Source organism: Promicromonospora sp. NFX87, assembly GCF_048564965.1.
GTDB lineage: Bacteria > Actinomycetota > Actinomycetes > Actinomycetales > Cellulomonadaceae > Promicromonospora.
The window spans coordinates 3949852-3965301 of the sequence record NZ_CP183413.1 but is presented as its reverse complement, the minus strand read 5'-3'; the positions used below and the strand labels follow the sequence as shown (position 1 = coordinate 3965301).

The 15450-nt window shown below is 69.2% G+C and carries 11 protein-coding genes; 3 read left to right on the top strand and 8 right to left on the bottom strand.

The genetic code is table 11. The features are described from left to right. Window positions 1-14 precede the first annotated feature (14 nt). The 4 genes from ACNYC2_RS17795 to ACNYC2_RS17780 form a co-directional block, all read right to left on the bottom strand. On the bottom strand, window positions 15-866 hold the full coding sequence (locus ACNYC2_RS17795) for a hypothetical protein (RefSeq protein ID WP_419703071.1): 852 nt from the start codon (window positions 864-866) through the stop codon (window positions 15-17). After that, a complete protein-coding gene (locus ACNYC2_RS17790) occupies window positions 866-1501 on the bottom strand; it encodes an SAF domain-containing protein (RefSeq protein WP_419707852.1) in 636 nt (211 codons plus the stop codon). The genes ACNYC2_RS17795 and ACNYC2_RS17790 overlap by 1 nt, the downstream gene beginning before the upstream one ends. A gap of 142 nt (window positions 1502-1643) precedes the next feature. Continuing rightward, entirely contained in the window at window positions 1644-2114 is a 471-nt protein-coding gene (locus tag ACNYC2_RS17785) for a hypothetical protein (RefSeq protein WP_419703070.1), read from the bottom strand. 476 nt (window positions 2115-2590) lie between these two features. Further along, entirely contained in the window at window positions 2591-3037 is a 447-nt protein-coding gene (locus ACNYC2_RS17780; RefSeq protein WP_419703069.1) for a hypothetical protein, read from the bottom strand. A gap of 782 nt (window positions 3038-3819) precedes the next feature. Between ACNYC2_RS17780 and ACNYC2_RS17775 the strand changes: the two genes are divergently transcribed. The 3 genes from ACNYC2_RS17775 to mobF all read left to right on the top strand — a co-directional run bounded on the left by ACNYC2_RS17775 (window position 3820) and on the right by mobF (window position 11834). Further along, window positions 3820-4227, top strand: coding sequence for a helix-turn-helix domain-containing protein (locus ACNYC2_RS17775; RefSeq protein ID WP_419703068.1), 408 nt, complete (start codon window positions 3820-3822; stop codon window positions 4225-4227). Between the two features lie 134 nt (window positions 4228-4361). Continuing rightward, the gene (locus ACNYC2_RS17770) at window positions 4362-6119 is read left to right on the top strand and encodes a ParB/RepB/Spo0J family partition protein (RefSeq protein WP_419703067.1); all 1758 of its coding nucleotides are present in this window, start codon (window positions 4362-4364) and stop codon (window positions 6117-6119) included. Between the two features lie 366 nt (window positions 6120-6485). Further along, window positions 6486-11834, top strand: coding sequence for a MobF family relaxase (mobF, locus tag ACNYC2_RS17765; RefSeq protein ID WP_419703066.1), 5349 nt, complete (start codon window positions 6486-6488; stop codon window positions 11832-11834). 113 nt (window positions 11835-11947) lie between these two features. On the opposite strand, the gene ACNYC2_RS17760 is transcribed toward mobF, so the two are convergent. Genes ACNYC2_RS17760 through ACNYC2_RS17745 form a run of 4 tightly spaced genes read right to left on the bottom strand, consistent with a single transcriptional unit; the run spans window position 11948 to window position 15397 of the window. After that, window positions 11948-12724, bottom strand: a complete 777-nt coding sequence (locus ACNYC2_RS17760) for an SDR family NAD(P)-dependent oxidoreductase (RefSeq protein ID WP_419703065.1) — start codon at window positions 12722-12724, stop codon at window positions 11948-11950. A gap of 7 nt (window positions 12725-12731) precedes the next feature. Continuing rightward, window positions 12732-13946 (bottom strand): cytochrome P450, encoded by a 1215-nt coding sequence (locus ACNYC2_RS17755; RefSeq protein WP_419703064.1) that lies wholly within the window; start codon window positions 13944-13946, stop codon window positions 12732-12734. A gap of 45 nt (window positions 13947-13991) precedes the next feature. Then, window positions 13992-15203 (bottom strand): NAD(P)/FAD-dependent oxidoreductase, encoded by a 1212-nt coding sequence (locus ACNYC2_RS17750; RefSeq protein ID WP_419703063.1) that lies wholly within the window; start codon window positions 15201-15203, stop codon window positions 13992-13994. After that, complete coding sequence (locus ACNYC2_RS17745; protein ID WP_419703062.1) at window positions 15200-15397, bottom strand: ferredoxin; 198 nt, start codon at window positions 15395-15397, stop codon at window positions 15200-15202. The genes ACNYC2_RS17750 and ACNYC2_RS17745 overlap by 4 nt, the downstream gene beginning before the upstream one ends. Window positions 15398-15450 lie beyond the last annotated feature (53 nt).

Below are 15450 nucleotides of genomic sequence, written 5' to 3'. Positions count from 1 at the left end.
GCGGGGCTCGGCAGTCATGCCTGCTCCTGTCGCCGATCAGCAGCGGCTGCCCATACCGCCGCTGGACCCGGTACCCGCTCCTGGGCCCTGTCCGTCGCACCGTCCGGTTCGGCGGACGGCGCGGTAGCCGGGGGGGTACCGAAGGAGGTCTGCTTCCGCAGGGCACGCGCGGTCTCCTGAAGGGAACGGGCGAAGGCTCCCTTGGGGAACCGAGGGCGTGGTGTCGTGCCCTGGTGGTAGGTCTCGGCGTCCTTGGTGGAATGGGCGATCTGTCCGACCAGCGGCAACCCGAGAAGCTTGGCCGCTCCGCGCCCGGAGTACGGGCGGCCGGGACCGATGACCAGAAGCCCGGCCTGCTTCCACGCCCGGGTCCGTACGACGAGGTCGGCGTGCGACCGGACGGCCGCGAGTGCGGGCAGATCCGTTCGGGTTATCAGCACCGTCAGATCGGCGCGCTCGAGCAGCAGCCGTGGTGACTCGGCCATGCCGAGACGGCCGGTGTCGACGATCACGTCCTGCCCGGCCGCGTCCAAGCCGGCCAGCACGTCCGCTAGCGGTGCCCACAGGTTGCCCAGTTCTCGTGCCTCCAGGTGCGACCTGGCACCGGGCACGAAACGCACCCCCTCAGTGACGGGTACCGCCACACGATCCAACGCCTCAGCGACCGGCTCAGCCGCGAACGCAACGTCCAGCAGACCCGTGTCGTGGTCCCGAGCACCCTGGAACCACCCGGCCAGGATCGCGGACCCGCCCACCGGGTCGGCCTCGATGAGCGTGACCGGGCGCGGCCATGCGACGGCCAGACCGAGCGCGGTCGTGGTCACGCCCGGAGAACCGGACGCGGAGCAGAGCGCGATGACCGCCATCAGCCCTCCCCGGTCTCGGACGAGGCGCTGGGCGAGGGGGAAGGCTCCGTCCCGTCAGTGGGCGGAGCTGTGTTCTGCTCGTCGAGCTCGCGAGAGTCCAGGACGAGCGTCACCTTGCCCGCGGCGGCCTCAGCAGCAAGCGTGATGGCCTCTTCGTGGGAGACCAGGACGTCGACCACGGTCTGCCCGTCCGGAGCAGGGGGGTTGACCGCGACCACCTGCGCCTCGTGGAACGTCGGTGCCTGCTCGCTGGCGCCGTCGGCCGAAGTGACGACCGCGCGGACCCGGTCGCCGGGCAGCAGCGCGAGGCCGGGCGAGACGGGTGGCGGCAGGACTATGCCCAGCACCGACATGCCTGACGGTGGTACCAGCTCCGCGGTCACCACCCCGGTCGTCAGTGGAGCACCGGCCGCGACGTCCCACGCGGCTCGCTGCCCGACGACGTCGCCCCGTGCCCCGGCCCCGATCAGGTCCAGGGCGACGTCCGCGCCGACCTGCGTCTCGGTCAGGTCCTCGGCTGTGATGACCGAGCCGCGCACGATCGTGTCCCTGGCCACCAGCACCGTGCGGGTATCGGTCAGCGTCGCCCACAACAGCACCGCACCCAACGCGCCGACTCCGATCGCCGCGATCATCACGATCGCCAGGATGGGACGTCGCTTCAGCTTCGGTGGCGCGAGCCTGGCTCCTGCCGGTGGCGCACCCGGCGCCGATGGCCCTTGCGTGGTCGTGCTCGTCATCCCTGCTACCCCCTTGACTGCCCTGCCTGGCAGCGCGTCAGTTCACCAGTACCTGTGCCTCGCCGACCGAGACCTGCACGCTGCTCGACAGGTCCTCCACGTCCAGGGACCCGGATTGCCCGGCACCCTCCCACTCCACGACCCACTCGCTGGTGGCCGTGACCGTGTACTCCTGCCCGGGCTGATACCCCGACTCGCGGGTGTAGGTGTGCCCGCAGTCCGGCGACTCCGATCGATCGAAACGGGGCTCGTATGGCGTGCCTGGGCCGGCGCACACCACTTGGGTGCCGTCGCCCATGTCCCACACGATCCGCTCCACCCGAGCGGTCGCGGTCACCGTCACCGACCCCGACGACGCCGTGCGCGTGATCGGTCCGAACGTCTGCTCGCCCGGGTCCTGGACCCACAACCACGTCGGCCATGCCACGACGCCGGGACCGTTCGGATCCGGCGACATCCCGATCTCAACCGCGCGCAGGTTCATCCGCTCAACGGCGATCTGTGCCACCTCACCGGGCGTAGGACCGGCATCGGTCGCGTTCGGGGGCTCCGCTAGCCACATCGTGCCCCGCAAGCCACCCGCCACGTTGTAGCACCCATAGATTGCGCCATCGCCCGGGGAATGCCCGTCCCACTCTGGTGCTGTGGTCGGTGGTTGGGGGGCGACAGGGGCGGCGCTTACGTAGCAGTTCCACTCGTTGCTCCAGATGCCGTGCTCTGAAGTGCACGGGACGGGCGAGGAGTCGCCGGCGGAGTACCAGGCCTCAGCCTTCCAGATGCACGGTGAGCCGGGACCTGTAGCGGGCTTGCGGTCGGACGCCGGTTCTGCGGAGTCATCGAATGAACCCCCGGGTCGCTCTGGAGCGCCGGGATCGGTCGCAGTGATCAGGCACCTGCCGGTGTCGCGGCTGACCTGACAGTGCGGTTCGGTACCGAACGCTGGCGATGCCCAGGGCAGTATCAGTGCAGCACTGAGAATCGCAATCACGAGGCGGCGCACGGTGATTTCTCCAAAGTCTCCAGTGCCGCGACCCGCCACCCACCCGATGGGTCGTCCTCGTACGAGTAGTTCGCGACCTGCAGGCGCTCCCACGCCCGGTCATCGCGGTCCGGGCTCACGACAGAGGCGCCCTCGGCATCGAGGATGTCAACGTCGCTCACGTCATAGCAGACATCGACCTGGACGGTGGGGACCAAGCCCGCCGCTGGGTCAGAGTTGTCCAGGGTCACCGACTGCACCGTCAGGTCGGAGATCCGGGTCGTGCCGGTCTTGCGCCACCCATCCTTGCGCCACTGTTCGAGGTCGGCTTGCCGCACCTGAAGCTCCACGCTCGCCGCGACACGCTTCAGCCGAGACAGGGGCGCGTCCCTGTCCGCTCCGATCTGGTCAATCACCGCGTAGTACTCGTAGACGAGCTCCTCGGCGTCCATCCGTGCGAGCGTTTCCGCATCGGTCGGTGCGGGCGACGGTGCCGCGGAGACTGACGGGGAACGAGAGACAGGTGATTGGCTCGGCGTCGGGGAGTCCGAACCCGTGCCAGCGGTACAGCCGGTGGCCAGCGCGAGCAACAGTGTTGCTGTGAGAACAGGACGTGTGGTTCGCATGCTGGGGGGCCTGCCTCCCTCGGCGTGCCGCTGGGACGGTCCGCCGTGATCGCCGACGAGGTCGAGTGCGTCACGCGGGTGAAAACTGGGGGAAACCATTACCCCCGATCTGGATCGTTCATGCAAGGCAAATGGCCTTTCTGTTACGCGCGTGAAACAGAGCGCGCTGGGCGCTGGCGTGAAATTGGTTGCAGATGTCACGCGTGGAACCGTTGCAGATGAGCGCACGCTCTGCGCACACCACATTGCGCGCACACCATGGTGTGCGCGCGCATCGCCGCAGGTCAGATGCGCACACCAAGTCGTTCGCTCGGTCCCCCACATCGCCGCTACGTAGAGACCTCAGCCCTTTTTGGACGAATGTCCAAAAAGCCCGCACACCATAGGTGTGCGGGCTCCGCAAGGCGATAGCGTCATGAATTCACGATCTGAAATCGTGCCGCTGGTGGAGAGGGGCATGTGCCGAGCCCGTCGGCGCCCGCCTCTGCATCCCTGCCGGCCGTCGCGGAAACCTGCGCCGAACTAGGATCAAGCCCACTCTCGGGGCTTCCGGGTGATGGTGACGAAGACGAGCTGCGGACCCAGGACCCAAGGTTGGAGCGAACGACGTGTTGGCAGAGCGAATGACGGGCGCCGAGGTCTTGTGTGAGAGGGAGAGTCTCGGGCTGACGCAGTCGGACCTGGCTCGACTGCTCGGCAACAACGCCGACACGATCCGGGACTGGGAACGCGGCAAGACCTTCACCCCGGTGCGACTCGCCGCCCAGATCGCCGAGGTCGAGGCGCTCCTGGAGGAGGCGACCGAGCGAGCGGTGGCAGAGCTTGTCGCCGAACTGCGGGCGATGCCGCGACCGCGCGCGGTGGTGTACGGGGAAGGAGAACGACCCCAGCAAGGAGACGTGGAGCGGTTCGGGGTGCGTTGGTGGCGTGGTGTCGCCAGCAAGGCCAAGGCCCAGGTGCCCGGAACCAGAATCGGTACACAGGCCGATTTCGACGCCATCGACAGTGAAGCATGAACAAGAGGTTCGAACGTTCAGAAATGGCATGACTTTAAGGTGGTTTCGAATCGCTGAATAGTCCTTAGTGGCGTAGAATTGTGGTACAGGCCAAGGGGAATAGCCCCAGGTCAGGACGGCACAAGGAGCCGAGCATGTCTGTGCAGACCGAGAACAAGAACGTCGAAAAGCGGGCTGGAAACGGTCCCGACGCAAGGGTCGAATTCGGCCTCGTGGACCCGCGCACACTGCTGGTGGAGACCAACGTGCGCGCCGAGGCGAACCTGACGCCCCGGTTCCTCAAGAGCGTCCGCGACAACGGGGTGCTGATCGCGATCCTCGTCCAGCGGACCGAGCAGGGCCTCCGGGTCCGGGCCGGGCAGCGCCGCACGCTGGCCGCCATCGAGGAAGGCCTGGAGACGATCCCGGCGATGATCGTCCAGGGCGATGAGGACCAGGTCCGGCGGATCCGTGAGCAGATGGCCGAGAACGACGACCGGCAGGGCCTGCGGCACGCCGACCGCGTGGCAGCGTTCGAGCAGCTGTCCCTGCTCGGCGTGTCCGCCGTGGAGATCGCGAACACGACGGGGCACAGCACGAGCGACGTGAAGGCAGCGCTCACCGTCGCGAAGACGAAGAAGGCCAAGGCGGTGCAGGCCAAGTACGACCTCACCCTGGACCAAGCCGCCGTCCTGGCCGAGTTCGAGAACGACACCGAGGCCGTCAAGGCGCTGAGCGAGATCGCGATCAAGAGCCCCGACCGGTTCGCCCACGCCGCTCAGCAGCGGCGCGATGACCGCGACGCCGCCGCCCGGCTGGCCAAGGCGGTCAAGGCACTCGGCGACGCCGGGATCAAGCAGGTCACCAACTGGAACACCGAGGTGAAGGACAACAAGGCAGCCCAGGAACTGGACAAGCTGCAGACGGGGGAGGGCAAGACCCTGACTCCCGAGGAGCACGCCATCTGCCCCCAGCGCGCCGCCTACATCAGCACGTCCTGGAACGGTGACATCCACACCCGGCACGTGTGCCTGGACTACAAGGCGGCCGGGCACAAGCTGAACCGCACCAACGTCAACGACACCCGCACCGAGCAGCAGAAGCAGGCCGCCAGCGCCGAGCGGGCCGAGGTGATCACGAACAACAAGGCCTGGAAGTCTGCCGAGACCGTCCGCCGCGAGTGGCTGGCGCAGTTCGCCAAGCGCAAGAGCGCCCCGAAGGACGCAGCCAACTTCGTCGCCGGGTCGTTCACGGCCGACACGCACAGCATCGAGAAGGCAGGCTCGGGCGCCCACGGTCTGGCCTGCGAGTGGCTCGGTCTGAAGACGACCGGCGGGTGGGGCAGCAGGCAGGCCCTGAACGACCTGATCGCCAAGGCGACCCCGGCCCGCGCCCTGCACATCGCGCTCGTCCTGGCCCTGGCGGCCATCGAGGAACGCACGGGGCTGCACACCTGGCGCAGGCCCGGCACCGAGTCCCGCTACCTGCGGGCGCTGGAAGCGTGGGGGTACAACCTGTCGGACGTCGAGCAGATCGCACGTGGCCCGCTGGAGACCCCGACGGCGCGCGCCACGAAGCAGGCAACCCCGAAGACGGCACCGGCCGCACCGGCGACAAGGCCCGAGGCGCAGCCCAAGGCCGACAACGCAGCACCCGCCACCAGCCACACCAAGGTGGCCAACCCCGAAAAGGCGGCCAATGTGACCAAGGGCCAGGCCAAGCTTCAGGCCTCGGCCACGACCGACAGCAACGCAGCCGAGGCCCAGGAGAAGCCCGTCCCTAACCGGATCAAGGCCACGACCCCCGACGCCGGGGCAGCGACCAAGCAGGCAGCCGCGAAGCAGCAGCCAGCAAAGCCGAAGGACCAGAAGCAGGCCCACGCCCCGCAGCCCGCTACCGCCGGATCCCGGTAGTGCTCGCCGCGTAGCATCAGCGCTCGGAGGCCGCCATCCCCGTACCGGGGGATGGCGGCCTTTCGCATGCCCGGGGAGGTCGCTCGCTCACTCGCCGGAGGGACCCCGCCACCCCGCCCTGGTACCTGGCAGCACGACACACGGTCGACGAGCAGACGACGACGCACACGGACGCGACGACGTACACGCGACGACGCACACGCGCGACGCGACGACGCGGCTGCGTGGCACGGGCAGGCGAGCGGACAGACGGCGGGTCCCGCGGACCGCCCGACGAAGGCCACACACCTCTTGCACAAGCCGTGAGCGGGGGTCGCCGAGGCGACCCGGAACAGCCCGACAAGCCTCTGGGGAGGGGTGGGGGAAATGATGACGGTCCACGCGCTCAGCGCTGGGAGCGGGTACACGTACCTCACCCAGCAGGTCGCGTCCGGGGACGTGCCGCGCGGGCGAGGCATGTCGTTGACCGACTACTACATGCAGCACGGCAACCCACCCGGCCAGTGGGTCGGCACCGGGCTGGAGCAGCTCGGGGTGTCAGGGCAGGTGCTCGAGAAGCAGATGAAGTCCTTGTTCGGGCAGGGCCGGCATCCGGATGCAGAACGTTTGGAGGTCGAGGCGCTGGCCCGGGGCATGTCGAAGAAGGACGCAGCCCGTGAGGGTGCTCTGGGTCGAGCCTTCCCGGAGTTCAAGGCCCGCCCTGATGACGGCTATACGGCCGCGCTGGAGGCGGCGTTCGCTGCGTTCGCTACCGAGAACGATCGTCCGCCGGAGGCGGGGATCGAGCGGGACCTGATCCGCTGGAATGTCGCCCGTTCACTGGCGCAGCGGGAGCACAGCGACAAGGGCGCCTCGGGCGGGGTATCGGATGCCGATGTCACGCGGTGGATGGCCAAGCGCGGCCAGCAGCCGCGCAAGGCGGTAGCCGGGTACGACCTGGTGTTCACGCCGTCCAAGAGCATCTCGGTCCTGTGGGGTCTGGGCGACCCGGCCACGCGCGAGGCGATCACGAGCGCGCACACCCAGGCCTGGCAGGACACCCTCGCGTGGATCGAGTCCGAAGGAGCACTGACCCGTGGGGGTGCGGGCGGTGTACGGCAGATCGACACCCACGGTCTGACCGCGGTCGCGTTCGACCATCTGGACTCCCGGGCTGGTGACCCGAACCTGCACACGCATGTCGCGGTCTCCACCAAGGTTCTTGGGGTGGACGGTATCTGGCGGGCGTTGGACGGCCGGGTCCTGTATTCGCTGGGCGCTGCTGCGTCGGAGCGGTACAACACGCGGATCGAGCAGCTCCTGGTCGAAGTGCTGGGGGTCGCGTTCCATACCGAGTCCCGGGGCCGTGGCAAGCAGGGCGTCCGGGAGATCGTCGGGATCCCCAAGCAGCTGCGGGACGCTTTCTCCCGACGCCGCGCGGCGATCCAGGAGTCCTACGAGACTCTCCGGGCCGAGTACCGGGCGAAGTACGGGCACGAGCCGGCGACGAAGACTGCTTTCGGGCTGGCGCAGCAGGCCAACTTGGACACCCGGCAGGGCAAGGGCGTCCCGGTCGGGCTGCGTCACCGGCTCCCGCAGTGGGCGCAGATGGCAGCCGGGGTCTTGGGCGGTACGGACGCTGTGGCGCGGATGCTCGCGCGTGCACTCAACCCCCGTCCGGGCACGGGGCAGTTTGTGGTCGACGAGCTCAAGGATCTGTGGCCCGCCGTCGCGCAGGACCTCGCCGGGCGGGGGATCGCCCGGTGGGCGGCCCAGGACGTCACCGACGCGGTGGAGCGGCTCGCGGCGGCCCGGCCGCGCGCGCAGGTCTTCCGGCAGCTGCGGTGGCGCACATCAACCGGCCGCCAGATCGTCCTGGCGGACCTGGCCGCGCAGGTGCTCGCCCAGGGCGACCTGGTTGACGCCTGCCTGACGAACGTGGCGGGCAAGCGGGCGACGTGGACGACCTATCACCTGCAGGCCGAGGCCACGCGTCTCGCCCGGGAGCACGCCCCGAAGGGAACTGACCTGCTCGCCGTAGCCGCATCGATCTCGGGGCACGCGGAAGATGCCAGTCTCGTGATCACGCCCCCGGACCTGAACGAGCCGCCGGACGTGATGCGCCGCAAGGACGGCGAGAGCGTCTACTTCGTGCACGGCTCCACCCGATACACGTCCCTGGCGGTCCTGGAAGCCGAAGACCAACTCTTGGCCGCCACCCGCGCCCCGGGAGGCCTCATCGTCGACCCAGGTGCAGTAGAACGCGCCATCGAGCAGGTTCGAGTGGACAAGGGACAGGTGCTGAACCGGGGGCAGCGGGACCTGGTCGCACACTTCGCGACGAGCGCGGTCCTGGCGGCGGGGGTCGGCCCTGCCGGGACCGGGAAGACCACCGCCATGCGCGCTTTCGCGGACGCCGTCCAGGAATCGGGTGGCAAGCTCATCGCCCTTGCCCCGTCGGCGGCCGCCGCAGAGGTTCTTGGTGCCGATCTCGGCGAGGGGATCACCGCGGAGACCCTGGACATGTTCCTCCTGGCCAACCACGGCGCCGGAGGAGAACGCCTCCGCGAACGCCTCACGGTTGAGCCGGGGACCGTGGTGCTTGTGGACGAGGCCAGCCTGGCAGGAACGCTCGCTCTAGCCGAAGTCCTGGCCATCACCCGGGCCGCCGGTGGCAGTGTTCGGCTGCTCGGTGACCCGGCCCAGCTCGGTGCCGTCGCCGCCGGTGGCGCTCTGCGATTGATCGCGCAACAGGCGGGTGCGGTCGAGCTGACCCAGATCCACCGCTTCCACACCACCGGCGAAGCCGACGCTTCCCTCCAGATCCGGGACGGAGACCACCGGGGCCTGGACTTCTACGTAACCCAGCACCGCACCCAGGGCGGGTCGGCAGCGGCGATGGCGGAGGAGATGTTCGCGAACTGGCAGACCGATTCCGACCAGGGCCGCAACACCATCATGATCGCCGCGACCAACACCCTCGTCACCGAACTGTCGACCCGTGCCCGGCTGCACCGCGTCACCCGTGGCGAGGTCGAGGAAGACAGCGTCACGCTGCACGACGAGAACCGGGCCGGGATCGGGGACGTGATCGTGACCCGGCTGAACAACCGTCACCTGCGCGCCGAGCACGACGACGGGCACGTCGACTGGGGCCGGGACTGGGTCCGCAACGGCGACCTGTGGCGCGTCGTCGCCCGTGGTGAGGACGGTGCCTTGCGGGCCCGGCACATGGAGTCTGGGGCGACGGTGGTGCTGCCAGCGGACTACGTCGCGGCGCATGTCGAGCTCGGGTACGCCGCGACGATCCACCGCGTGCAGGGCATGACCGTGGACACCTCCCACGCGATGGTCGGCGTCGGGATGACCCGCAACGAGCTCTACACCGCCATCACCCGCGGCCGGGATTCGAACCGGGTGTACGTCGAGACCGACGACGTCCTGGACCTGGACCCGCACCACCAGCCCGACCTCGAGCGTGCGGTCCTGAACGCGCTCAAGGGCGTCCTGGACCGCGACGGTGAGGAGCAGTCCGCGTCGAGGGTGATCGAGGAGGAGTGGGACTACGCGCACTCCCTGGCGCGCCTGGTCCCGGAGTACGAGGACGCGTACCTGGCCTTCCTCGAGCCGGACCGTAGCGGGCGCCTGGCCGAGGCCGTGCGGACGGTGCTGTCCGAGCGGGTAGCGGACCAGGTTGTGTCCGACGAGATCTGGCCGGTGCTGGCCAAGCAGCTGTCCATGCACGAAGCGGCCGGCACCGACGCCGCGACCGTGGTCCGGCGCGCGGCCGGGACAGGCTTCGGGGACGCGCAGTCGATCGCGAAGGTCCTGCACCACCGCATCGGCCTACCCCGACCCCAGGATCATGACGAGCGGGGCCTGCCGGCCTGGATCACGACCGCGCCCGACACCACGGACAAGGTGCTCTGGGGGGTTGACTCGTCCGCTGCCGCGACGGTCGGCGCGGAGGGACCTGGTGATCCGGTCGCAACCACGTCGTCGCACGACGCATCGTTGGGCGAGGCTGGGACCGACAGCGGCGCCACAACTGCACCGGGTGTCCAGGCCAGCACGGATCGCAAGCCAAACGGGGTCGGTGACGCCCAGGAGCCCGTGGCGGTCGACGTGGGGGAGCGAAACCTGGTGGTCGAGATCACCGGCCACGCCTGGACCTGGTGGACCCGGCAGGAAACCACCCAGCACTGGGCCACCCGGTACATGACCAGCCGAAGCCTGACCGACGCAGAGTGGGGCGTTGCCCCCGGCACGTGGACCAGCCTGACTGACCATCTGCAGTCCCTGGGGTACACGGCCGACCAGCTCGTCACCGCTGGGGTGGCGACCCGGACCCGGGGCGGGCGGGTCATCGACAAGTTCCGGAACCGGATCGTGTTCCCCTATCGCGACCAGACCGGGGCTGTCGTCGGCGTCACCGGGCGCCTCAACCCTGCCGAGGTGGAGACGGGCGATGGGCGTGCCCCGAAGTACCTGAACACTCCCGAGACAGCGGCGTACCGCAAGGGCGAGCTCGTCTACGGCCTGGACCCCGACGCTGTCACGCGTCTCGCGGCCGGGGCGCGGCCGGTCCTGGTCGAGGGTCCGACCGACCACGCCGCCCTCCACCTGGCTGCCGCCCGCCTCGCGGAGCAGACCGGGGTCCAGATCGTGCCGGTGGCCGCGGGCGGTACCGGCATCACCGCACAGCACCTGCAAGCCCTGCGGGACGCGACCGGCCGGGATCTCACCGACCTAATCGTCGCCCTGGACCCCGACACCGCCGGGCGCACCGCCGCGGCCCGAGTCTGGGCCATGCTCACCCCCGAGGAAGCCGCCCACGCCCAAGCACTGGACCTGCCAACTGATCCCGCCCAGACCGCGACCGACGATCCCGGGGCCCTGGCGGGCGCGCTGGCAGAGACGGTTCCGTTGGCGTGGTTCGCGATGGAACCCAACCTGCAGACCATCCGCGGTCTGGACCACTTCGAGCGGCAGATCCCGATGCTGCGTGCGCTGGTCGACCACATTTACGGGCGGGTCGAGCTGGACCAGTGGTGGCCCCTGATCGAGCACGTCGCCCAGACCGTCGGCCACACACCAGGTGCCGAGAACCATGAGCAGCTTGATGTCGGCTCGGTGCGCAAGGTCATGACCGACCATCTCGCCGGGCGCATCGCCAGCGAAGCTCAGACCGGTGCAGGCATCGGCGTTGACGGCGCAGCCCAGGAAAGCGGGCCCGCACCGGCTGGGAGTGAGCGACCGGTCATCGATCCGCTCGTACGGGCGTGGCTTGCGCGGCATGCCGACCTCATCGCGACGCGCTTGGACGCCCTGGTCGACGATGCGGTCACGAGCCCGCAGCTGTGGATGGAGAGCATCACCCCACCGCCTCCGGACGTCGGGGCACGCGGGGCATGGCGGGCGGCGATGCGCCAGATCGTGGCCTACCGCGACCGCTACCAGGTCACCGACCAGGTCACCCCGCTCGGACCGCGAGTGCCCGAAGGTGAGCGTGGTGAGGCATACGCTGCCGCCGCACGAGCCCTGGAAACCATCACGACCAACCAGGAACCGGCCCGGCAACTAGGCCGCTCGGGACCGCGGCCGATGGAGCGCGTCCCGGTGGTCCTGGCCGACGCACGCGCCCGGGCCGCCCAGATGCACCGCGACGTAAACGAACGAGCGCGACGCGACGCCGCCGACCGGGCGTCCGAGCGGGTCGGCAGCTGGGCCTGGTAGGAATGGCGCATGACCAGGGTCCCGCCCATTCACCGGCACCTGGACGACCCCACCATCACGCGTCGTCGCGACCTGCTGACCGATGCCGCCCGAGGTGAGCAGCAGGATTGGGATCATAGGGCGGCCCATCCGCCATCTGCCGGGATGATGGCTCCATTGATGTTGGCTGCTGCGTCGGATGCGAGGAAGACAGCGACGCTGGCGATCTCGTTGGCCTCCGCCACGCCGATCCCGATGCCCATCTCAAGCACCGGTGCCAGCAGGTCACGCCCCTCCGGGTCGACAGGTGTGGTGCTCGTCCCGATGTTCGTGCGGACGGCGCCGGGGGCGATCGCGTTGGTCCGGATGCCCGCCATGCGATAGGCAGCCGCGAGGCTCTTCGTCATGCCGACGACGCCGTGTTTGGTGGCGGTATAGGCGATCCCTCCCGCGCCGCCGCGCAGGCCGGCCTCCGAGGCGACGTTGACGATGACGCCGTGCTCCTGTCGGAGCATGTGGGGCAGAACGGCGCGGGTGAGCAGGAACGGCGCAGTGAGATTGATCCGCACCACCCGCTCCCACTCGGCGTCACTGACCCTGGCCGGTGGGGTCTTGCTGTCCGTGACGCCGGCGTTGTTCACCAAGAGGTCGGCGCCGCCGAATCGCTGGGTGGTCTCGGCAACCAGGCGCTCGATGATCGCGGGATCGCTGAGGTCCCCGGTGACAGCTAGGGCATCACCCCCGTCACGAGAGATCTCGGCGACGGTCTTTTCGGCGCCCTCATGATTCAGATCGGCGACGACCACAGTGGCACCGGCCCTCGCGAACTGGTGGGCGGTGGCCCGGCCGATGCCGGACGCCCCACCGGTGATGATGGCTACGCGCCCGTCCAGGCCCGGGATGGTGGTCATGAACGGCTCACCACTCGACCGGCAGGCTGTTGACGCCGTAGACGAACGTGTTCTGCTTGAAGTCGATCTCCGCCAGGGGCGCCGTGGTCCGCAGCCGGGGCAGGCGTCGGAAGATCTCCGGTAGCACGATCTGCAGCTCGGCACGGGCAAGTGGCTGGCCGAGGCACTGGTGGATGCCGTAGCTGAAGGCCACGTGCTGCCGGGCGTTGGTGCGGGCGAGGTCGAGGGTGTCAGGGTCGCCGAACATCTCCGGGTCCCGGTTGGCCAGGCCGAGCGGCACGATCACGCCGTCGCCGGGCTGCAGGGTCACACCGGCGATCTCGACCTCCCGGATGGTGTAGCGCCTCACTCCGCCGTGGACGATGGTGAGGTAGCGCAGCAGTTCCTCGGTGGCGTTGGCGGCCTCGGCAGGCCCCGCGAGGAGTGCCGGGATCTGGTCAGGGTGATTCAGGAGGACGATCACGCTGAGCGCGATCATGTTCGCGGTCGTCTCGTGTCCGGCGAAGAGGAGAAAAGCCGCGAGGTCCGCGGCATCGCGTGCGGTGATCTCCCCGGCATCGACCTGCTCGGCGAGGCGGGTCACGATGTCGTCGCCGGGCTCAGCGCGCTTGCGTGCCAGGAGTCCGTCCAGGTATTCACCGAGCTCTTGCTGGGCTGTGACGACTTGCTGCGGCGTCGCTGCGATGTCGACGAAGACCTTCGCGTACTGCTGGAAGGTGTCGTGGTCCTCGTAGGGGACGCCCAGGAGGTCACAGATCACCAGCGACGGCAGCGGCAGAGCGAAATCCTCGACCAGGTCGACCGGCGTGCCCTTGGCGATCATCGCGTCCAGGAGGTCGGTGGTCAGGTGCTCGATCGCGGGCCGCATCGCGTTGATGCGCTTGACCATGAACTCTCGAGTGAGCGTCTTGCGCATCATCGAGTGCACGGGCTCGTCGTAGCTCTTGAAGAAACCTCGGGGGCCCTGCGGCTGCCCCTCACGCCAGCTGGGAAACTCGGGCATGCCGGGGCGTGGGGTGGGATCCGTGCTGAACGCGTCGCTGCCCAGCACGAGGCGCGCGTCCTCGTAGCGTGTGATGAGGTACGGCTGGAGCCGGCCGTCATAGATCGCGACGCGCGGCAGTCGCTCCTCTGAGCGGAGGTCGTTGTGCGTGGGCGGGGGGTCGAGCGGCCTGTCGGACGAGCGGTCAAGGCTGAAGTCGGCGGGTGTAGCGGTTGGCATGTCAGTCCTCCGGTAAGAAGTGGTTGGGTTCGGGCGGGTGGTGTCTCAGGCGGCAGTCATGAGGGTCCTGGTCGCATCGGTCCAGGACGTTCCGGCTGCGAGGGCACTACGCCAAGGTCGAAGAACCTTCGGGGACACCCCGACGGACAACACCCCGCTGAGACGGTCTTCGGAGCGATACGCGACGAGGAACCGGCCGGAGGTCGGGTCGCCGTCTAAGACGGAGACCTCGTCGTGGCCGCGCAGGTAGCCGTGGGCCTGGATCTTCAGGTGGTACTGGTCGGACCAGAAATAGGGGACGGGCGCGAACGGCCTTCGCGCGCCGTCATCGACGATGTTGCGGGCGACGGCGAGACCCTGCTCGGCGGCGTTGGTGCGGTGCTCGATCCGCATCGAGGTACCGAACAACGGGTTGTGGAACCGCGCCACGTCACCGACGCCCCAGACACCGTCGGCGGCGGCGCAGTACTCGTCGCATACCAGTCCGTCGTCCACGGGCAGTGCACTGTTGGCGAGCCATTCGGTGTTGGCCACTGAGCCGATGCCTACCACCACGTCGTCGGCGGCGACTGTGGTGCCGTCGTCGAGGGATACGCCGGCGACCCGGCCGTCGGCATCGGTGACGATCCCCGTGACGGTGGTGCCCGTTCGCAGGTCGACCCCGTGTTCGCGGTGCACCTGGACCAGTGCCCTGCCGACCACCTCGCCGACGGCGTGCGCCAGCGGCACGCGGGCGGGCTCGATCATGGTCACCTCCAGGCCGCGTCCGCGGGCGGCTGCCGCTGTCTCGGCCCCGATGAAGCCCGCGCCGACGACGACGAGACGCCGCCCGGGCACCAGGCGGGACCGTAGGGCGAGCGCGTCCTCCAGGCGGCGCATCACGTGCAGGCCCGGCGCCCGGTGGTCGACACCGGGAAGGCGCCGCGGGCGCACTCCCGTGGCGACGACGAGGTGGTCGTAGCCGAGCCGATCACCGCTCGCCAGGGTCACCGTGCGCTCACTTGCGTCGGCTTCTGTCGCGGGTTCTCCCAGACGCCACTCGAGCCCGAGTGCTTCGAGGTCGTGGTGCGACCGCAGTGCGAGACGGTCGGCCTCCCACTCGCCGTTGAGAATCTGCTTCGACAACGGTGGCCTGTCATAGGGCAGGTGGGGCTCGTCTCCGACGACGGTGATCGGCCCGTCAAACCCCTGGCGGCGCAGTCCTTCGGCGGCCGCCAGACCGCCGGCTGACGCACCTACGACGACGACGCGCGTCACTGCTCGGCCACTCGGATGGCGGCCGCCGGGCACACGGCGACCGACTCTCGGACCCCCTCGTGGTGCTCTGGGGCGGGGTGGTCATCCAGGAGGACGACCAAGCCGTCATCGTCACGCTGGTCGAAGACCCCAGGGGCGATCATGACGCACTGCCCGGACGCCACGCACTTGGGGACGTCTACTTCTACTCGCATGGTGAAGTTCGCAATCTCTTGAGGACTGGCAACGGATCGCCTCCACGGCGGAG

Coding starts and splice junctions, on each gene's coding strand:
- ACNYC2_RS17795 (WP_419703071.1), bottom strand. CDS start 866: ATGGCGGTCATCGCGCTCTGCTCCGCGTCCGGTTCTCCGGGCGTGACC.
- ACNYC2_RS17790 (WP_419707852.1), bottom strand. CDS start 1,501: ATGATCGCGGCGATCGGAGTCGGCGCGTTGGGTGCGGTGCTGTTGTGG.
- ACNYC2_RS17780 (WP_419703069.1), bottom strand. CDS start 3,037: ATGGACGCCGAGGAGCTCGTCTACGAGTACTACGCGGTGATTGACCAG.
- ACNYC2_RS17770 (WP_419703067.1), top strand. CDS start 4,362: ATGTCTGTGCAGACCGAGAACAAGAACGTCGAAAAGCGGGCTGGAAAC.
- mobF (WP_419703066.1), top strand. CDS start 6,486: ATGATGACGGTCCACGCGCTCAGCGCTGGGAGCGGGTACACGTACCTC.
- ACNYC2_RS17760 (WP_419703065.1), bottom strand. CDS start 12,724: ATGACCACCATCCCGGGCCTGGACGGGCGCGTAGCCATCATCACCGGT.
- ACNYC2_RS17755 (WP_419703064.1), bottom strand. CDS start 13,946: ATGCCAACCGCTACACCCGCCGACTTCAGCCTTGACCGCTCGTCCGAC.
- ACNYC2_RS17745 (WP_419703062.1), bottom strand. CDS start 15,397: ATGCGAGTAGAAGTAGACGTCCCCAAGTGCGTGGCGTCCGGGCAGTGC.